We start from the raw sequence: 18,585 nt of genomic DNA on the forward strand, positions 1-18,585 counted from the left end.
CTCCTAAGCCAGCCGGGCGTCGAGGGAGAGCTTGATCGCGCCGAGGGCCTTGGAGACAGGGCAGTTTTCCTTCGCCTTCTCGGCCAGTTCCGTGAACTTTGCCGCGTCGATGCCCGGAACAGTGCCGACGAGGGTCAGCGCGCTGCCGGTGATACCGGTGCCCGGCACCAGGGTGACCACGGCCTTGGCGTCCAGCTTCTCGGCGGGCGTGCCGTTCTCCGCCAGGAAATGCGAGAGCTGCATGGCAAAGCAGCCGGCATGGGCAGCGGCAAGCAGCTCTTCCGGATTCGTGCCCGATCTACCGCTTTCGTCCTCGAAGCGGTTCTTGAACGAATAGGGCGTCTTGCTCAGCACCCCGCTCTGTGTGTCGAGGGTGCCGCTGCCTTCCTTCAGCTTGCCCGTCCAGACGGCTGTTGCGTGACGATCCATGGCTCATCTCCAGAGGTTGGGGTGGCGCCGCCAACGCGGCGAGCAGATACTATAGCGCGGGCGATCGGCCCGGACAGGATATTGTCGCCCGTCGAAGAGGAAACGGTATCACGAGGTCGGCCGGTGTCGGTCCCGGCCGATGCTTTCGGGCCCGCAGCCGGGCGCACGACGCTGCCTGCACAAGCGTCGAGGCAGAGACGCAGCGGAGGAGCCGCTGTCGTTTGCGACGCGAGGCTTCGACCACGAGACCCGGTTCGGCATTCGCGACAAGCGCGCTATAGTGAGGCCAACCGGAATTGGAGGAAGCCCATGAACGTCGCCAATCTCCAACTCGAGGGCCTGCTGATGGCCGTCGCCTCGATCAACAGCACCCTCGTGCGCAAGGGCCTGCTGACATCTGATGAAGTCGACAATGCCCTGCGTCGGGCCGAAGCCGGGCTCACCGGGGAGGAACGGCTCTATCAGGACATGTCGCCGGCCAATCGCGACGCCGTCTGCTTCCCGCTCCGGCTGCTCCAATTGGCGAACCGCGCGTCGGCCACGGCGGCGACGCCGTCCTTCTCCGATCTGGCCAGGCTCGTCGCGCAGACCAAGGAACCCTACAACGACCAGATGTGAGGGTCCTTGTTCAACGGTCCGGGTGTCTACATATCCAGGTCGCCGGCGCGGCCGGTCCAGACTGCCCGGCTTTCTCGTCAACAGGCGTGGGCCGCGCGCTCCAACGGCTGATCCTGTCGACGGCTGGAACTATCCCTCCGCCTCCAGCCTGGAGAGATATCGGCTCAGCAGGCGGTTGAGCGCGGCGAAGTCTTCCGGGCTGAGCGCCGAGGTCAGTCGCGCCTGGGTCGCCACATGTTCCGCAACGGCTGCCTCGATGACGGCAAAGCCCTTGTCCGTAAGCGAAATGATCACGCTGCGCCCGTCCTGAGGGTTCTGTTCCCTCGCCACGAGCCCGACCTTCTCCAACTGGTCGATGCGGTTGGTCATCGTCCCCGATGTGATCATCATGGTGGCGATGAGATCGCCTGGCGACAGGCGATAGGGCGGACCGGATCGCCGCAAGGTCGCCAGCACATCGAAGCTGGCCGCGTTCAGCCCATGCGCGGCGAAGGTCTTTTCCATGGTCCGCGTCATGTGGTGCGAGATGCGCCTCACGCGGCCGATGAGCCCCATTGGACGAACATCGAGATCGGGGCGTTCCCGGTTCCACTGCGCAAGGATGTCGTCGACCCGATCCATGTGCCCTTATCTCCATAATCTATCTTGACGTCAAGCTAAACGGCATTATCTTGAGGTCAAGATAAACGGGGACGCCTCTCATGGCCCGCAATGTCGATCTCCTGCTCACCGCCGTGGCACCGGCAATCTGGGGCAGCACCTATCTCGTGACCACTGAACTGCTGCCTCAGGGCTATCCGCTGACGGTCGCCATGCTGCGGGCGCTGCCGGCGGGCATCCTGCTGCTGCTCCTCGTCCGGCAATTGCCGCACGGCGCGTGGTGGGGCAGGGTGCTGGTCCTCGGCGCGCTGAATTTCTCGGTCTTCTGGTGGCTGCTCTTCGTTGCCGCCTACCGCCTGCCCGGCGGCGTCGCCGCCACGGTCGGCGCCATTCAGCCGCTGATCGTCATCCTTCTCGCGCGCCCGCTGCTCGGCGCGACGATCCGGCCGCTCGCCATAGCAGCGGCGCTGAGCGGCATGGCCGGCGTCGCGCTGCTCATCCTCACGCCGCAGGCAGCGCTTGATCCGCTCGGGATCGTGGCGGGTCTGGGCGGGGCGGCCTCCATGGCGGCGGGCACCGTGCTGAGCCGCCGCTGGCAGCCGCCGGTCTCGCCGCTCACCTTCACGGCATGGCAATTGACGGCCGGAGGCTTGCTGTTGCTGCCGGTTGCCCTGTGGCTCGAACCGCCGCTGCCGGCGCTCTCGGTGAACAATCTCCTCGGCTTCATCTATCTGGGCCTCATCGGCGCGGCGCTGACCTACATCCTCTGGTTCCGCGGCATCGCGCGGCTCGAGCCCTCCGTCGTATCGCCGCTCGGCTTCCTCAGCCCGATGACGGCGGTCATCCTGGGCTGGTCCGTGCTCGGACAGTCGCTCAGCCCCATGCAGGTCGCAGGCATGGTCGTGGTTCTCGGCAGCGTCTGGCTGAGCCAGCGTGCGCAACAGGTGCCCGCGACAGTGGCTTCACCCGCCGTGGCGCGGTGAAAGGAAACGTTAACCGAATCGGCGCAGGTTCAAGCTACCGGGACGGGTCTTTGCGTAACAAAACCCGGTCGGCGCTCGGCCGAGGGGTGGAATTCCGGCCTGCCTCACAAGGGCATCCGGGTCCTGTTCAGGCAACGGGCCGAGCGCGCGGTGGGCTTCCGATGCGGCTTCATCCTTTCCCCGTCGGGGAAAGGATGCCGTGCCGTTCATCCGCCATCGACCAACGAATGGATGTTGCCGTCGGGATCCTTGAACCAGGCATTCCTGATCTCGCCGAATATGTGGATGTCGCCTTCCTTCGTCGTGCCGGGGAAGTCGTAGTTTTCAAAGGCGACGCCTTTCGCTCCGAGCCTGCGGACGATTTCCGTGAGATCGCTGCCGACATTCCATGTCACCGACGTCGCCTTGTTGGTCCCGGCGTACTCGGACTGGTAGACGAACAATGAGCTTCCGCCGCACGGGTAGGCGACCATATGCGGATCGGGGTCGCCTGGTGGCGTCAGTCCGAGCTTGTCCTCGTAGAATCTGCGAGCCACCTGAAGGTCTCTCACGGCGATGGTCGCAACCGGTTGCTTGTCGTTCAACATGATCTTCTCCCTGGTTTGAAGCGGCGCATCGTTCTTGCCGAGCATGAGGTTCGGGCCGATGCGGTGGTTGCCGCCTCACGCCTTGCGCAGGCGTAGAGGCCGGCTCTTGTCGCGTCTGGCGATGCCCTTGGCCTCCAGATCGAGCTGGACGGTCTTGGCCCACCGGCCCAATCCAGCCCTGCCGGAAACGTCTCTTCGGAAGGATGCGTTCCGAGGCGCAGGCTGATTTCTTCCGATGTCGGCCCGTCCGGAGCCGACGAGAGCACGGCGAGATAGGCTCGTTTCGCCGCCTCGCAGCGGGCGGCGTCCACTTGCCTGGTCGAGCCGGAATGGTTGAGGTTCTCGCCCGTCACCATGGCCATGGTCCGCCTCCTGTCAGGGTTGGAGGTCGACGGCGGCACGGAAGCTACCGTCCATGTAGAAGGGCACGGATTCGTGTTCGTGCACGATCCGCCAGTCGCCGCCGATTCGCCTCAGGCACAGAGTGACGCGGGTCCAGAAGACGGCGTGCTCGCCACGCCTGGTCGTCGCGCTTGTGCGGAGCAGGGCGTGGCAGAAGGCGATGTCGTCCTCGGCCGTTATGGCGAGGTCCTGTGTCGACCGGTCAATCGGTCCCTCCCAGCCGTCGAACCAAGCCTGCAGCCTGGCGGGATCGGTCCCCGTCGCGGAAACGAGCGGCGGAGCGAGGTCGAAAATGGTCGCATCGGATGCATAGGGCGCCAATGCGGCCGCGCTGTCCTTGTCATGAAAGCTCCGTTGGATGCCTTCGATCAGTGCGCTGATCGCGTTGCGGTCGGTCTCGCTGGTCATGTTCATTCTCCTCGTTGTTCTTGCCCGAGGACGATCGGCATCGGGCGATCCCGACATCATGGCGGGCATTTTTTCTTGCATCCGGCCAGGCGGACCGAAAAATCCCGCCGCGCTTGTCGGCGCGGCCTGCTGTGCTACGTCCTTGATCTGGATGAAGGAGGACGAACCGATGCGTTTTGCGATGTTCTGCTACGCCCCCGAATCGGTCGAGTGGCGCAAGGAGGACGACGAGGCCGTGATGGCCAGGCATACGGTCACGGATGGAAAGCTCGAAGCTGCGGGAAAGCTCGGCCCCAATCTGCGCCTTATGCCGACCAGCACCGCGATGAGCATTCGCGGCGGGGCCGAACCGATGGTGCTGGACGGTCCTTTCGTCGAGACCAAGGAGGTTCTGCTCGGCTTCTGGGTCTTCGAGGCGGCATCGCTCGAGGAGGCCATCGACATCGCCCGCGAATATGCCAGCCACATGCCGGGCGGCGGGCTCGAGCTCCGTCCGGTCAAGGAATTCAACCCGGGTGTCGGACTGAAATGACCGAAATCGGCTGGATCGGCGCACAGCTTGCGGCGGCCCGGCCTCGGGCCATCGGTGCGCTGCTGCGTTACTTCCGGGATCTCGATCTGGCCGAAGAGGCCTACCAGGAAGCCTCGCTCCGGGCGCTGAAGACCTGGCCCGGGAAAGGGCCACCGCGCGATCCGCTAGCCTGGCTCATCTTCGTCGGTCGCAATGCCTCGCTCGACGAGACCCGCCGCAAGGCGCGGCAGCAGGCCCTGCCGCCCGAGGATGCGATTTCCGACCTTGATGACGCGGAGGCTTCGATGGCCGAGCGGCTGGACGACGGGCTCTATCGCGACGATGTGCTCAGGCTGCTGTTCATCTGCTGCCATCCCGATCTTCCGGCGGGACAGCAGATCGCGCTGGCGCTGCGCATCGTGTCCGGCCTTTCCGTCAAGGAGATCGCCCGCGCCTTCCTCGTGGGAGAAAGCGCGATGGAGCAGCGGATCACGCGGGCGAAACGCCGGATCGCCGCAGCCTCAGTTCCCTATGGCGCGCCCGACGCCCTCGAAAGGCAAAGGCGGCTGGGCGTCGTAGCGGCGATGATCTACCTGCTGTTCAACGAAGGCTATGCCGCAAGCGGCGGCGAGGCGCATATCCGGCTGCCGCTCTGTGAGGAGGCGATCCGCCTGTCGCGACTGCTGCTCCAACTCTTTCCCGGCGAACCCGAGATCATGGGGTTGGCTGCACTCATGCTTCTGCAGCATGCGCGCGCCGGAGCCCGGCTCGATGCCGATTGCGCGATCGTGCTCCTCGACGACCAGGACCGCCGCCTTTGGGACACCGCACTGATCGCGGAAGGCACGGTGCTGGTCGAGAAGGCGCTGCGCCACCGCCGCCCCGGGCCCTATCAGATCCAGGCGGCGATCGCCGCGACACATGCCGCCGCGGCCCGGCCTGAAGACACGGACTGGGCCGAGATCGACGCGCTCTATGAGGCGCTCGAAAGGCTGCAGCCCTCACCTGTCGTGAGCCTCAACAGGGCGGTCGCCGTGGCCAGGCTCCATGGACCGGAATCCGCGCTCGCCATGGTCGAGCCATTGGCCGCGCCGCTCGACGGCTATTTCCACTTCCACGGTCTCAAGGGCCAGCTCCTGGTGCAGGCGGGGCGTGACAGCGAGGCCAGGGCCGCGTTTGCCAGGGCGATCGTCCTCGCCAACACCGCAGCCGAGGCGGCTCATATCCGGATGCAACTCGATCGGCTGGGCGCGACGCGCTGAGCGTGCGCTCGTGGCGCCTGGGGATCGCCGGCCTACTACAGCGTGTTGCGTGAAAATGGATTAACGCGACACGCTGTAGGTCTTTAATTTGACGCATGTCTTTGTCCCGAAACCGGTACCCACTTTCGGGAGACATGCTTTATCTCGGCCGCGATGCCGTGAGGCCGAGATGACGGATATTGGACAGCCGCCGGGCGAGCGAAGCATGGAGCCGGCTCGCTGTTCGTCCGACCGGCCCGACAAACGACCTCTCGCGGTTTGCCCTGGTGTCGCCGATGTCAGACCGTTCCTCGACATCATGACGGATGTGGAAGGGCAGGATCGCCACGCTCTGGACGCCGTGGGTCCAGAAACGGTCGAGATAATCGTCGACCGGCTCGATCCAGGCACCCGCCTTGGCGAGCAGCATGCGCGCGGCCTCCGGCGAGATCGCATAGCACTGCGTGCCGGCAGGCCCTTTCAGGAAGCGGACGAGCCGATAGGGCGCTTCGAGCGGACGGATGGTCACCTCGGCGACCTTGTTGAGGCCGGCCAGGCGGATGAAGCCGAAACGAGCGATCGAAGCCTCGACGAGCGCGACCACGCTGCAGAAGCCGGCATCGATGGCGAGATCGTCCTCCATGACGATCATGGGCTCCGTGCCGGATGCACAGCGTTGCCAAAGCAGATAGTGGCTGGCGAAACAGCCGATCTCGCCGGCGCTCATGCGCCGCTGGCGCAGCCAGACCGCGCGCCGTGGAGCGTAGCGCGAGATGGACAGGTGCTCACCCTTCGACGCGTCGACAGCATCGAAGAAGGAATGGCCGATGCCAAGCGCGTCGAGCTGGCGCTTCATCGTTGCCCGCCGGGCGCCCGACCGCTGCAGATTGATGACGTAGAGCTGCAAGAGGACCCGCCGCATCGTACTTCGACCGGGCCTTGGGTATATGAAGCCGCCGGGTTCTTCAATGATGACAAACCGCGTTCCGCGCGGCAGGCGAAAGCATCAATCCGACAAGGCGGCCAGCTCTGCGGGCGGAACGACATCAGCCGGGCAACCGGGCGTGATGACGATCGCCCGGATCTTCACTTCCGGCGCGCCTATGCCCGCATAACGCTGAAGCCGGGCGAGATAGTGAACCATCATCGGCTTCAGCATAGGCTGCTGGTCGCGCAGTTCGCCCATTGCGGAGTATTGAAGTCTTTTGCCGGCTGCATGCCAGTCGACGATTGCGCGATGCCAACCCTGCGGGGAGACGCCGGCGATGTCGATTTGGCAGCCATTCCTGGTGCCGTGCACCCAGACCGGATCCGTGTCGGTCGCGGCTCTCCACGTCTGGAAGCCGTGCTTTTGAAGAAGGGCGACGATATCCTGGTCGCCGACATCGTCCGCGCTCCCGGCGAGCGCGGCACGGCCGTAGACCTTGATGGCGAGGCTTGCCGCGAGCAGCAGGCCGAGGGCGACGCTAAGCGCGAGCCGGCGCATCGGGTTTGATCCCCGCGGTGTAAATGGCGAGAACCGCCAATATGGTCGCCCATTCCGCCGCCATTGCGCCGGTCGTACCGTGGAGCAGTGCGTAGCTGTCGGGGAAGACCCCGATGAGAGCGATCCGGAACACGTTGATCGCGATGGTGGCAAGGCAGGCGAGCAAGGTTGCGCCGATGATCGGGCCAGACCATAGCCGATCGTAGACCTTCACGAACAGCACGCCGCACAGAAGGGCGAGCGACACATTGGTGAGTGAGGAGCAGGCCGGCTCGAGGAACAGCACGCCGTTTCCGTTGGCGAAGGGGATCGTGTTGCCCGTGCTCTGAGTGCCGACGAGCCAGCCGACTAGCTTGGCGTCGACGCCGAGGATCGCATTGCTGAATGAAGCGAAGAGGATGCGGGCCCACAGCATCGGCACGGTCAGGGCGGCGAGCACGACCGCCGCGCGCCGCATGGGCCCGTCGGGTGGCGAGGTCCAGACGAGCCAGGCGGCCAGCGCCGTGATCGCCAGCCAGGCGAGAGACGGGACCGGCAGCAGGAAAGCGATCGCCGCGGCCGCGGCGACGCCGAAATCCATTCGCGTCGCAGCCTCGCGCGGAGCCCGCGCGAGCAGCCAGAGGGCCGCGATTGCGCCAGCCCAGACCACCGCGCTGACCCCGAATGTGTTGAACAGTGCCGTCGCGACACCGCTCCCGGCAATCTGGTCGGCGGCCCGCTCGCTGATGCCGTTGGCGAAGCCCACGACAGTGAGGCCGCCAAAGAGCACACCCCGGGTGACCGGTGCGGCCTGAAGGTGACCGCTCGCCTCCGGCGCGGCCGCCGAACCCGAGGCGTGTGCGCCTGACTTCGGCGCGCCGGCACGGGAAAGTTGTGAGAGAAGTTTCGTCACGGCCTGCCGACACCCAACCGGACGGAGTCCTTTAGCCGCGGCCACTTACGCGCGCCGCTATTTCCTGCGCCGGATCATGTACAGCGCGTACCCACCTGCGATCGCCAATGCCGGGAGGCCGATTCCAAGGACAGGCCCCGGCGCGGAATGGCTTTGCGGCGGGTTTCCCTCGCCATCCCCGTCACCGGGGAACCACCATCCCATCGCAAAGCTCGGAGCTGTGGCCATCAACAAGACCGCGCCTGCCCAAGCAAAGGTTTTGATCTTCCGCATTCCTACTACTCCCAGCCCGTATGGAAAAACTGACCGGAGCTTACCACAACGTCCGCGCGTGCCACGTTACGCATAAGGCGTAAGCGCGGTACGGATTCAGGGTGGACGCGTTTCTTGTGGGACTGTCGTGCGTCCAACTGGCTTTGCATCCGACTCCCGCGTTTCGACCAGGCGTCGGATCTTACCGGTTTCGCATCGGATAAGCCCGCCGTTGCAACATGTTGCATGCATGATGCCTCCCCGTGCAAGCGCTGCGCCGAGGATGATGAGCATGACCGCGGCGATCCGCAGCGGATCGAGCGGCATCCCCCAAATGGGGTATTCGATCGCGAGGCCCGCCGCCATCTGGCCGCCGATGATCAGCGTCAGCGTGGTGAGGGCGCCGAGCCTTGGGAGGACGCGGCTGTTGATCGCGACGAAGAGTGCCCCCAGAACGCCCCCGCAATAGGCGGCGGGCGGTGCGCCGAGCGCTCTGTCGGGATCGGGCAGCCCGGCGGCAGTCAACAGGACGGTGAGCAGTATCAGGCCCCCGAGATGGTTCCAGAAGGAGGAACGCAGGGCGCCGATCGACATGCCGAGGCGTGCGTTGATCGACCGGCTGGCTGCGATCAGTCCGCCATTGAGAAAGGCGACGAGGATGAGGATGGTCACGGCGCGCGCCCTCCGAGAAGCAGGAACGCGCTGCCGGCAAGAAGCGCGAGGGCGCCGACCAGTTCCCTGGCTCCGAGCGGTCGCCGCGCAAGGCCGAACCATCCGAAACGATCGGCGGCCATGCCGAATGCCGTCTGTCCGACAAGCATCAGGGCGAGCGTCGCCGAAAGCGTCAGGCCGCCATTCACTGCGATTGCCGCCAGAACGACCGTGAAGGCTCCCGGAATCCCGCCGAGATAGGCCCAGAACGGCGTCGGCAGGCGCGGAAGAGGCTCCTGCGTGTCCCCTACGTCGCGGGGGCCTGCAAAACGGGCGAGCCGCGAGGCGGCGGCCGCCAGGCAAAGGGCCATTGCGGCGCCGACGCCGTGAGCGACCCATGATGCAAAAAGGGCGCTGCTGTGCGCGGCGAGCAGGCTGTTCAACTGGATCATCACTGCGAGCACTGCACCGGCGGCGGTTGCGAGCAGCCAGTCTGTCGGGCGTCCCATGAAGGTTTCCTGCCTGTCTGGTCGATGGCCATCGAAATAAGCGCATCGGCTTTCCGGAAAAATCAGCTATGGTTCCGGACAATCCGGAAGATTCTTCCGCAATCGAGGTGCAACCATGGACAGGCTCGTCGCGCTCGGCGCCTTCGTCCAGGCTGCCGAGGCTGGTAGTTTCGTTGCCGCGGGGCGGCAACTCGGCATGTCGGCATCCGCCGTCGGCAAGGCGGTGGCGCGGCTGGAGGGCCAACTCGGCGTGCGGTTGTTCCATCGCAGCACGCGCACCATGATGCTCACCGCCGACGGCGGCATCTTTCTCGAACGCTGCCGACGGATCCTGGGCGAGATCGAGGCGGCCGAGCAGGAATTGTCGGAAGCCGCCTCCGCTCCGCGAGGGACGCTTCGGGTCAGCCTGCCGATCGCGGAGGGCCTGCTGCTGCCGACGATCGCGGCCTTCATGCGCGCTTATCCCGATATCCGCATGGAGATCGATTTTTCCGACCGCCTCGTCGATATCATCGAGGAGGGTTTCGACGCGGTGGTGCGGACCGGCGACGTCGCCGATTCCCGGCTGATGAGCCGTAAGCTCGGCAGTTTCCCGCATCGGCTCGTCGCCGCCCCCGCCTATTTGGCGCGCCGCGGCGTCCCGGCCGTGCCGGAAGACCTGACGAAACATGCCTGCCTGCACCACCGGCATCCGACATCGGGCAAGCTGGAACCATGGCCGCTGGTGCGGGATGGCGCCGATCTGGACATTGAGTTTCCGGTCGCCGCCACGGTGAGCACGATCGAAGCCCGTGCCTATCTGGCCGAAGAGGGCTTCGGCATCGCCTGCCTGCCCGCCTATGCGGTCACCAGGCAGATCGCGGCGGGAAGGCTGGTGTCGCTGCTCGAAGGCTCGGTGCGCGATTGCGGGGCGTTGCGCGTGCTGTGGCCGGCAAGCCGCTCGCCGAGAATCCGGGCCTTCGTCGATTTCCTGGCCGAGCGGCTGGTGGTGTCCTGATCTCCGGTCAATCGATCTCGGGCGAGGGGGGCGGCAGGTCCCTGTCGTCGCCGATTTCGAAGGTCACGCGCTCGATCCGACCCGAAAAGCAGAACTGGTCGGCATAGTCGTCGACCACGGGCGGCATGCCGCTGCGGCCGATCAGCATCGGGGAGAGCGAGATGCGCTGCAGGGTCGCGTCGAAGGCGCGCTCTCCCGCTGCCCGTCCAGCAACCGTCAGGCGGCCCGTTCCCCTGAGGATACCGGTCTTCCTGAACTCGAAGCCCAGCGACATCCGTCCCGTCCCGATCGCCCGGTCCGAAACAAGCCGCATGATCTCCCCGCAACGGTTGTAGGCATAGACGAGCCTGCCGCCCTTGACGAAGAGAGCGTAGCCGCCGGCGCTGCTGCCGAAGGCCACCAGCGCGCCCGCGTCGCCGTCGCCGAGTTCGGCTTCGATCTCGATGCGGTGCGAGACGTCCTGGGTGAGCGGCGCGGCCTCGGCGGGAACGGCCGAGATCGGGGGATGATAGACGAAGCGCTTCTTCGCCCGGATGGAATCGGGCTTTGGCGCCGGCTTGAACAGGATCTCGCGCCGGTCGTCCAGCGGCAGGACGTCATACTTGCCGGCTTCCGCCCACCATCGTTCGACCAGTTCCCGGAGTTTTTCGGGATGCGACTTCGCCAGGTTTCGCGTCTCGGCGAAGTCCTCGTCGAGGTGGTAGAGCTCCCAGTCGTCGAGATCGAAGGAGGTCGCCGGCTGGTGGTTGGTGACCGCCTTCCAGCCCTTGTGCCAGATGCTGCGGTGGCCATACATCTCGAAATACTGCACTTCCTTGCGCGTTTCCGCCTTGGGGTCGGCGAAGGTGTAGGCCAGGCTGGTGCCGTGGATCGGCATCTGCGGCACGCCGCGAAACGTCATGGGTGCGTCGACGCCGCAAATCTCGAGCACGGTCGGCGTGATGTCGGTCACGTGGTGGAACTGGTGTCGTATCGCGCCGTGATCGGCAATACGCCTTGGCCACGAGACGATGAGCGGGTCGCGCACGCCGCCGCCATGGGTGTAGCTCTTGTAGAGCCGAAGCGGCGTGTTGCTCGCCTGCGCCCAGCCCCAGGGATAGTTGGTGAAGCTGCGCGGCCCCCCGATCAGGTCGATCTCGGCGAGATTGCGCTCGACCGTGTCCGGGATCTGGTTGAACCAGCGCAGCACGTTGGTCGTGCCATCGGGGCCGCAGTCGATCGACGCCCCGTTGTCGGACAGGAGCACGATCATCGTGTTGTCCAGCTTGCCGACGCGTTCGAGGAAGTCGACGAGCCGGCCGAAATGGAAATCGGTATGTTCGAGGAAGCCGGCATAGGCCTGCTGAAGCCGCACGGCGACCGCACGCTGCTCCGGCGAAAGCGCCGACCAGGGCTCGACCCCGGGGTTGGACGGCGGCAGTTCCGTCGCCTCGGGCACAAGTCCCATCCGCTTCTGACGTTCCAGCCGGGAGGCGCGGACCTCGTCCCAGCCCGCTTCATAGACGCCGTCATAGCGGTCCATGAATTCGCGCGGCACCTGATGCGGGAAATGCCCGGCGCCGAAGGCCAGGTTGAGGAAGAACGGCTTTTCCGGCACCAACGAGACGTGGTTGGAAAGCATGGCGATCGTCTTGTCGATCAGGTCCTTCGAGAGATGATAGCCGTCCTCGGGGCCGGCCGGTGCCTCGACGGGATGGTTGTCCTCGATCAGCTCCGGATAGTACTGGTCGGTGCTGCCGTTCATGAAACCGTAGAAACGCTCGAAACCGCGTCCCAGCGGCCATTGGCCGAAGGGGCCGGCGGCGCTCGCCTCGTCGGTGGGCGCCACATGCCATTTCCCGACGGCGAAGGTGGAATAGCCGCTCTCGCGCAGCATTTCGGCGATGGTCGCGGCGCGGTGCGAGATGGCGCCGCGGCCGCTCGGCCAACCCATGTCGACATTGGCGAGATAGCGCATGCCCACGGCATGATGGTTGCGGCCGGTCAGCAGGCAGGCGCGGGTGGGCGAACAGAGCGTGGTCGTGTGGAAATTGCTGTAACGCAGCCCGCGCCCGGCGAGGCGATCCATGTTGGGGGTGCGGATCTCCGAGCCGAAGCAGCCGAGATCGGCATAGCCGACGTCGTCGAGAACGACGAAGATGACATTGGGACTGTCCGGAGCCGGCTTCGGCCTGGCCTCGTACCAGGGTGCGGATTCCAGATGCGTGCGACCGATGCGGCCGGCCGGGCGGCTTTCCGTCATGACCTTTCCTTTCGTCCTTGCCGGCGCGCCGGCGGCACCCGCGAGGCTCGTGCCTTGCTGGGCGCCAGCGCGGCGGGTCAGTATTTCAGCGCGTCGCGCAGATAGCGTTCCATCAGGAGACGCCCCAGGACGCGCATCATCCTGTCCGTGATGAAGCCCAGCAGGCCGAGCAGGACGATGGCGCCGAACATCCAGTCGATGCGGAAATAGAGCCTGGAGTTCCAGATGAGGTAGCCGAGGCCCGATTGCGCCGCCAGCATCTCGGCCGCCACGATCACCAGGAAGGAAGAGGCAAGCGCGAGGCGCATGCCGACATAGATGTTGGGCAGGCTGGCCGGCAGGATGACCCTGGCGAAGACCTGCCACGGGCTGGCGCCGAGGCAGCGCGCGGCATCGATCTTGTCGGCGGGTATCGCACCGATCCCGCTGGCCGTGTTGACCAGCACGATGAAGCCTGTCGCGTAGGCGATCAGCAGGATCTTCGAAGTCTCACCGATGCCGAACCAGACGATGAACAGCGTCACCAGCGCGATGGCCGGCACGAAGCGGAAGAAGTGGACGAAGGGGTCGACGACGCTCTTCACCGGGCGGAACGTTCCGACCAGCAGGCCGATTGGGATCGCCACCAGGCTGCCGAGAAGCCAGCCGGCGAAGATGCGGTATAGGCTCGCGCCGACCGACTGCGCGAGGGTGCCGTCGAGCAGCATTTCCCATAGCCCGGCGAGCACCGCCGTCGGCGTCGGCAGGAAGAAAGGATCGATGACCCGTCCCGGGGCGAGCTGCCAAAGCGCCAGCGCAAAGACGACCGCCGCGACCGAAATGAAAGTATTCATTTTCCAGCCCATTGCCGTGTCGCCTCCCTTTCGATCTCCTCGTCGAGCTGGCGGGTGAGCGCCAGGAATTGCGGGTCGAGCTCGTCGCGCGGGAACGGCAGGGCGATCTCATGGATGTGCCTGACCGTCGCCCGCGGCCCGACGCTCATGACCCCGATGCGCTGGCCAAGCAGCAGCGCCTCGCGGATGTCGTGGGTCACGTAGACGAAGGTCTTGCCGGTCTCGCTCCAGATGCGGGCGATCTCGCGCTGCAGAACGCGCCGCGTCAGGGCGTCTAGTGCGGCGAAGGGCTCGTCCATCAGCACCACGTCGGGTTCGACGGCCAGCGTACGGGCGATCTGGACGCGCTGCTTCATGCCGCCGGAGAGCTGATGCGGAAACTTGGTCTCATGGCCCTTCAGGCCGACGAGCTCGACATGGCGCGCAACGACAGCGTCCCTGACGTCGCGCGGCGTATGGGCGATCTCCAGCCCGAAGGCGATGTTCTCGGCCACGGTCAGCCAGTCGAAGAGTGGCCCGTCGACGGACTGGAATACCATTGCCCGCTTCCGGCCGGGACCGGTCACGGGTGCGCCCTCGAAAGTCACCCGGCCTTCGTTGGGGAATGCCGTGCCGGCAATCAGCTTGAGCAGGGTCGACTTGCCCGAGCCGCTCGGGCCGACGAGCACGAAGAACTCGCCGGCGCCGATCGTCAGATCCAGATCGGCCAGGATGTAGTTCTCAGGCCTGGCGGCCTGGCCATAGCCCATGCCGACGCCTTCCAGCCTGACGGCGGCCGGGCCGGCGCTGCGCCCGCCCGTCATGGCGGCTGAACGTTGCAACGTGACGTTCATGGGTCTCCTCCCGGTCCGTCGGTTCAAGATAGGGCGCCCGATGGGTGACGGCGCTATTTCGCCAGCGAAACCCGAGCGGGGTCGACGGCCTCGAGGAAGCTGGGGTCGATGAAGTCGCCCGGCTCGACCCGTGCCTTGGTGATGCCGTTCGTCGCGGCGAAGTCGGCGATCTTCTCGAAGCCTTCGAGCTGCTCCGGCTTCAGCGAGATGGTGAAGTGCTGGATCTCCATCTGGGCCTTGACCCTGTCACGCGGGGATTTGGCGTGGCTGGCGACGATGTCCACCGCTTCCTCGAAATTGTCATCCATCCAGTCGGTTGCCTCGGCGAGGGCTCGCAGCGTGTTCTCGACGGCCTTGGGGTTTTCGGCGGCAAAAGCCTTGGTCGTCGAGATGTAGCCGTAGAGGCGGACCTTGGCTGGCTTGTCGTCGCCAAGGATCCGGAAACCCGGGATCTCGGACGCCTGCGCCACCCCGTCCCCCCAGACGAAGGCGGCATCGAGGCGGCCGGCGCGCAGCGAAGCGATGATCTCGAGCAGGCTCGGAAGCGGTATGATTGTCGCATCCGCGGGATCGACGCCGGCATTCTTGAGATAGCTGAGCGTCACCAGGTGCTGCGCCGTTCCGTTGGCGAGGCCGATGCGCTTGCCGGCGAGGTCCTCCGGCTTCTGAATGGCTTCGCTCACGGCCAGCTTGTGGAAGCCCGGCTCCGGTTCGATGATCGCCGAGACGATCTTGAGCTGGCCGCTCTGGAGGCGGGTGGTGGTGGCGAAGTCGAGCGCGAGACCGAAATCGAGTTGCCCGGTCAGCGCGGCATCGATGGTGTCGATGCCGAAGGCGAAGGGCTGAACGTCGGCATTGATGCCGTTCTTCTCGAAGAAGCCCTTGTCCTTGGCGACCCAGACCTGAGAGCCGAGAATGTTGAAATCGACTCCGATCGTCACATCGTCAGTTGCATGGGCCGCGCCGCTCGTTGCGACAAGCACGGAACCGAAGGCTGCGGCCAGCAGGCCGCGCAGCACAACCGAAATTCTCCTCATTTCCTGGATTCCTTTTTCCCCTGGGTTGGCTTCATGCTTCTTTGCGTACGCTGGGCGACGGGGGAGACCTCGTCGGCGAGCGTGATGATCGGCGGGCTCGCCAGGTTCACGCGCCGGCTGGACTTGAGTTCCATCAGCCGAGGATTGAGCCAGGCCCAGGCCACGCAGACGGTGCCGGCCGCCTCTGAATGGATGATCGAGTAGATGTGGAGTGCCGGGTGGCCGGCAGGCAGTTCGAGCAGCTCGGCGCGCTCGTCCGAAAGGTCAGTCGCGGTCGTCCAGGTGTCGATGCGTGTGCCTTGCATATTCGTCTGGGTGGTGAGGCCGGCGATCAGATCGATCGCGTAGGCATCGAGGTCGATGCTGGCCGCGTCCAGCCCGGGCGCGAGGTGGTCCTCGATAAGAACGACCGGGTCGCCATTGGCCCTGAAGACGCGGAGCAGCCGCGAAGCCTCGGTGCCTTCGGCGCAGCCGAACTCGGCGGCGAGTTCGGCGCCGAGCGGCACGCGGCCGACCGAGATGAGGTCGACCGTCGGCGTGAAGCCGGCTGCGCTGATGCTGGCAGCAAAGCCCGTCTGATAGGTCTGGTCGTCCTGGATGGGGACCTGGCCGACGAAGGTACCGAGCCCGTGGCGGCGCACGATGATCCCCTGCGCCATCAGCCTGACATAGACCTCGCGGATCGTCGCCCTGCTGATGCCGAGCTGGCCGGCCATCTCGACCTCGGCTGGCAACTGGTCGCCGGCCTGCAGCCGTGCCTGCCTGATGTAGTCGAGGATCTGGTTGCCGATTTCGCGAGCGCGGAATTCGGATGTGTCGGCCATGGCTTCCTCCCAAGGTCAGACGTCAGACGTCTGACCTTTAACCCGACTGAAGGCTGATAGCAACCGGAATCATGGGGCGGAGCCCGAAAGCGGTTCGATCCGAGTGGCCGCGCCCTCAGGGCTGAAAGTCCGCCAGGGATCAATGGGCCGATCCGGGAGTCGGGCGCATGATCATCCGCCGCTCCCTGAGCGCAGATCGACGACACGCGCAAGGCGAAGATCGAGCGTCGGAACGAAACGAAAGGAAACCCGATCCGTCATGACAAGGCTGCATGACAGGGCTATCTATGTGGAGCCAGGAAGGGAGGGATCATGACGAGAGTTCCGCGAATCCTCGCAGTAGTGGCCGGCATCATGGCATTGTCGCCTTCGGCGCGAGCCGAAGTTGCTCTTGATGGCGCCTTCACGGCGGGCGAGAACTGCAGCGCGTTCCAATCTCTGAATAAGAAGTCCAATCCGGTCCCCCTTGAGGCAGACCGCTCCTACCGGATCGTCGCCGGCAACAAGCAGCCGCCGACCCACTATCTGATCATCGTTCCGGGCGCTGCTCCCGAGCGGCGCTGGGCGCCGGTCGACTGCGGTACGGCTGCGGTTGAGGGCAGCGGTCCGGCAGGCGAAGCCTCCGTGGGAAGAACGGACTATGTGCTCGCCGCGAGCTGGCAGCCGGGCTTCTGCGAGACGAAGCCCGGCAAGGCCGAATGCGGGAGCCAGACTGCCGACCGCTTCGACGCCAGCCATTTCGCGCTGCACGGGCTTTGGCCGCAGCCCCGGAGCCTGGGCTATTGCAATGTCGGGCAGGCGGCGGTCGCGGACGACAAGGCCGGGCGATGGGACCGGCTTCCCGAGGTGGTCCTCGAGCCGGCTACGGCGAAGGAACTCGACCAGGTCATGCCCGGCACGCAGTCGCATCTCGATCGCCACGAGTGGATCAAGCATGGCACCTGCTACGGGCCGTCGATGGAGGAATATTTCGGCGAGTCGCTTTCGGTCATGCGCCAGCTCAACACGTCACCGGTCCAGGCGCTTTTCGAGGGCAGGGTCGGCGGCTTCCTCTCCTTCGACGATATCAGCACGGCTTTCGACGAGGGTTTCGGCGCCGGTGCCGGGGACCGGGTGCGCATGCAGTGCGTGCGTGACGGCGGCCGGCTGATCATCTCGGAACTCACCATCGGTCTCGGCGGCGAAATCACGCCATATGCGCGGCTCGCCGATCTCATCGCCGCGGCCGCGCCGACCAGGACGGAATGCCCGGGCGGAATTGTCGACCCGGTCGGTCTGCAGTAGGCCGTTGCCCAGCGACAGGTTGTGCTCCGGCCTCTTTTCGGCGAGCCGCGAATAGTCCACAAGCCGGTCTGAAGGGTGGGGCCACTTGCTTCATGGGGCGGGGCATGGCGTTGAAGGCAGAGGACATCGCCGGTAACCTGGCCTTGCCTGGCTGCATCCGGCGGCAGTCCCAGGCGCTCGTGCTGGCCTTTGAGGCCAATCCGCGCGTTTCGGCCGTCTTCGCGACGCAGCAGCGCTGGCTGATGGCCCATGCCGGCCTGATGTTGCATTTTCGGGGCAGTCTCGGCCAGGGATGGAAGGGGCTGACGCTGGCGCGCCTTCTGGAAAAGGTTGCCGAGCACAATATCGCCAGCCGCAACACGGCCGATGCCTTCATCAAGGAACTTCTGAAATACGGCATTGTGGTCCATGTGCCCGCCGCCGGGGATCGCCGCGTGCGGCTGATCGCCCCGACCCCGGCTGGCCTCGACGCCCTGATGGGCTGGACCTATGCGCATCTGACGACGCTGGACGGCCTGGACGGCGGCAGGCGCGTCGCCACCTTCTCGACGGAGGAGAACGCGCTCGCACGCCTGCAGCCCCTGATCGCGGATGGGCTGCTGGCCTCGCAGCCGGTGCGAGAGCCGGAGCGCACCTTCTCGCTGTTCACCTGGCTCAACAATGGCGGCATCGTCATGGACTGGCTGATCTCACGCATCGGCGCGGCCGATGCGGATGCCGAACGCATTCCGGCCGGCGTCGTGTCGATCGCCGAATTCGCCGGACTGCTGAAGCTGTCGCGGACCCATCTCGGCCGCAAGCTGCGTGAGGCCGAGCAATTGGGCAGCATCGGCTGGGAGGGCGCGCGCGGGCGTTCGGTGATGTGGGTGTCGAAGGGGTTCCGCGAGGAGTATACGGCTGCCCAGGTGATCAAGCTCGCCATCATCGACGATGCCTTCGACCGCTGTTTCGCGGTCGCTTGACGGC

At 65.7% G+C, this 18,585-nt stretch carries 22 protein-coding genes; 7 read left to right on the forward strand and 15 right to left on the reverse strand.

What is annotated here, in order from left to right:
- Nucleotides 1-3: 3 nt before the first annotated feature.
- Nucleotides 4-429, reverse strand: coding sequence for an OsmC family protein (locus JN280_RS10010; RefSeq protein WP_202311842.1), 426 nt, complete (start codon nucleotides 427-429; stop codon nucleotides 4-6).
- A 309-nt stretch (nucleotides 430-738) separates the two neighbouring features.
- On the opposite strand from JN280_RS10010, the gene JN280_RS10015 reads away from it, so the two are divergent.
- A complete protein-coding gene (locus JN280_RS10015; RefSeq protein WP_202311843.1) occupies nucleotides 739-1,047 on the forward strand; it encodes a hypothetical protein in 309 nt (102 codons plus the stop codon).
- Between the two features lie 129 nt (nucleotides 1,048-1,176).
- Here JN280_RS10015 and JN280_RS10020 read toward each other — a convergent pair whose 3' ends face one another.
- Nucleotides 1,177-1,668 (reverse strand): MarR family winged helix-turn-helix transcriptional regulator, encoded by a 492-nt coding sequence (locus JN280_RS10020; protein ID WP_202311844.1) that lies wholly within the window; start codon nucleotides 1,666-1,668, stop codon nucleotides 1,177-1,179.
- 80 nt (nucleotides 1,669-1,748) lie between these two features.
- On the opposite strand from JN280_RS10020, the gene JN280_RS10025 reads away from it, so the two are divergent.
- Nucleotides 1,749-2,630 (forward strand): EamA family transporter, encoded by an 882-nt coding sequence (locus JN280_RS10025; protein ID WP_202311845.1) that lies wholly within the window; start codon nucleotides 1,749-1,751, stop codon nucleotides 2,628-2,630.
- Between the two features lie 206 nt (nucleotides 2,631-2,836).
- Here the strand turns inward: JN280_RS10025 and JN280_RS10030 are convergent, their stop codons facing one another.
- From JN280_RS10030 to JN280_RS10035, 3 genes are all read right to left on the reverse strand, one after another.
- Entirely contained in the window at nucleotides 2,837-3,217 is a 381-nt protein-coding gene (locus JN280_RS10030) for a VOC family protein (protein ID WP_202311847.1), read from the reverse strand.
- Nucleotides 3,218-3,292: 75 nt separating this feature from the next.
- Complete coding sequence (locus JN280_RS40285) at nucleotides 3,293-3,514, reverse strand: DUF6958 family protein (RefSeq protein ID WP_446720747.1); 222 nt, start codon at nucleotides 3,512-3,514, stop codon at nucleotides 3,293-3,295.
- Between the two features lie 78 nt (nucleotides 3,515-3,592).
- Nucleotides 3,593-4,027, reverse strand: a complete 435-nt coding sequence (locus JN280_RS10035) for a YybH family protein (protein WP_202311849.1) — start codon at nucleotides 4,025-4,027, stop codon at nucleotides 3,593-3,595.
- Between the two features lie 169 nt (nucleotides 4,028-4,196).
- Between JN280_RS10035 and JN280_RS10040 the strand changes: the two genes are divergently transcribed.
- Nucleotides 4,197-4,559 (forward strand): YciI family protein, encoded by a 363-nt coding sequence (locus JN280_RS10040; protein WP_202311851.1) that lies wholly within the window; start codon nucleotides 4,197-4,199, stop codon nucleotides 4,557-4,559.
- Nucleotides 4,556-5,800: an RNA polymerase sigma factor gene (locus JN280_RS10045; protein WP_202311853.1), complete on the forward strand. Its 1,245-nt coding sequence runs from the start codon at nucleotides 4,556-4,558 to the stop codon at nucleotides 5,798-5,800. The genes JN280_RS10040 and JN280_RS10045 overlap by 4 nt, the downstream gene beginning before the upstream one ends.
- 139 nt (nucleotides 5,801-5,939) lie before the next feature.
- Here JN280_RS10045 and JN280_RS10050 read toward each other — a convergent pair whose 3' ends face one another.
- From JN280_RS10050 to JN280_RS10070, 5 genes are all read right to left on the reverse strand, one after another.
- Nucleotides 5,940-6,701: a glycosyltransferase family 25 protein gene (locus tag JN280_RS10050; protein ID WP_202311855.1), complete on the reverse strand. Its 762-nt coding sequence runs from the start codon at nucleotides 6,699-6,701 to the stop codon at nucleotides 5,940-5,942.
- A gap of 84 nt (nucleotides 6,702-6,785) precedes the next feature.
- Nucleotides 6,786-7,265: a hypothetical protein gene (locus JN280_RS10055; protein WP_202311857.1), complete on the reverse strand. Its 480-nt coding sequence runs from the start codon at nucleotides 7,263-7,265 to the stop codon at nucleotides 6,786-6,788.
- On the reverse strand, nucleotides 7,246-8,157 hold the full coding sequence (locus JN280_RS10060) for a hypothetical protein (protein ID WP_202311859.1): 912 nt from the start codon (nucleotides 8,155-8,157) through the stop codon (nucleotides 7,246-7,248). Before JN280_RS10060 ends, JN280_RS10055 begins: the two co-directional genes overlap by 20 nt.
- Before the next feature lie 369 nt (nucleotides 8,158-8,526).
- Nucleotides 8,527-9,081 (reverse strand): DMT family transporter, encoded by a 555-nt coding sequence (locus tag JN280_RS10065; RefSeq protein WP_202311861.1) that lies wholly within the window; start codon nucleotides 9,079-9,081, stop codon nucleotides 8,527-8,529.
- Nucleotides 9,078-9,569: a DMT family transporter gene (locus JN280_RS10070; RefSeq protein ID WP_202311863.1), complete on the reverse strand. Its 492-nt coding sequence runs from the start codon at nucleotides 9,567-9,569 to the stop codon at nucleotides 9,078-9,080. Before JN280_RS10070 ends, JN280_RS10065 begins: the two co-directional genes overlap by 4 nt.
- 115 nt (nucleotides 9,570-9,684) lie before the next feature.
- Here JN280_RS10070 and JN280_RS10075 point away from each other — a divergent pair, with 115 nt between their 5' ends.
- Entirely contained in the window at nucleotides 9,685-10,566 is an 882-nt protein-coding gene (locus tag JN280_RS10075) for a LysR family transcriptional regulator (protein WP_202311865.1), read from the forward strand.
- 7 nt (nucleotides 10,567-10,573) lie between these two features.
- Here the strand turns inward: JN280_RS10075 and JN280_RS10080 are convergent, their stop codons facing one another.
- The 5 genes from JN280_RS10080 to JN280_RS10100 form a co-directional block, all read right to left on the reverse strand.
- A complete protein-coding gene (locus JN280_RS10080) occupies nucleotides 10,574-12,808 on the reverse strand; it encodes an arylsulfatase (protein WP_202311867.1) in 2,235 nt (744 codons plus the stop codon).
- Nucleotides 12,809-12,885: 77 nt separating this feature from the next.
- Complete coding sequence (locus tag JN280_RS10085) at nucleotides 12,886-13,641, reverse strand: ABC transporter permease (protein WP_202311869.1); 756 nt, start codon at nucleotides 13,639-13,641, stop codon at nucleotides 12,886-12,888.
- Nucleotides 13,638-14,474: an ABC transporter ATP-binding protein gene (locus JN280_RS10090; protein ID WP_244743171.1), complete on the reverse strand. Its 837-nt coding sequence runs from the start codon at nucleotides 14,472-14,474 to the stop codon at nucleotides 13,638-13,640. The genes JN280_RS10085 and JN280_RS10090 overlap by 4 nt, the downstream gene beginning before the upstream one ends.
- Nucleotides 14,475-14,527: 53 nt before the next feature.
- Nucleotides 14,528-15,511, reverse strand: coding sequence for an ABC transporter substrate-binding protein (locus JN280_RS10095; protein ID WP_202311871.1), 984 nt, complete (start codon nucleotides 15,509-15,511; stop codon nucleotides 14,528-14,530).
- The gene (locus JN280_RS10100; RefSeq protein WP_202311873.1) at nucleotides 15,508-16,335 is read right to left on the reverse strand and encodes a GntR family transcriptional regulator; all 828 of its coding nucleotides are present in this window, start codon (nucleotides 16,333-16,335) and stop codon (nucleotides 15,508-15,510) included. The genes JN280_RS10095 and JN280_RS10100 overlap by 4 nt, the downstream gene beginning before the upstream one ends.
- Before the next feature lie 312 nt (nucleotides 16,336-16,647).
- Here JN280_RS10100 and JN280_RS10105 point away from each other — a divergent pair, with 312 nt between their 5' ends.
- A complete protein-coding gene (locus JN280_RS10105; protein ID WP_244743173.1) occupies nucleotides 16,648-17,619 on the forward strand; it encodes a ribonuclease T2 family protein in 972 nt (323 codons plus the stop codon).
- 104 nt (nucleotides 17,620-17,723) lie between these two features.
- Complete coding sequence (locus JN280_RS10110) at nucleotides 17,724-18,581, forward strand: hypothetical protein (protein WP_202311875.1); 858 nt, start codon at nucleotides 17,724-17,726, stop codon at nucleotides 18,579-18,581.
- Nucleotides 18,582-18,585 lie beyond the last annotated feature (4 nt).

The organism is Mesorhizobium sp. L-8-10 (genome assembly GCF_016756635.1).
Taxonomy (GTDB): domain Bacteria; phylum Pseudomonadota; class Alphaproteobacteria; order Rhizobiales; family Rhizobiaceae.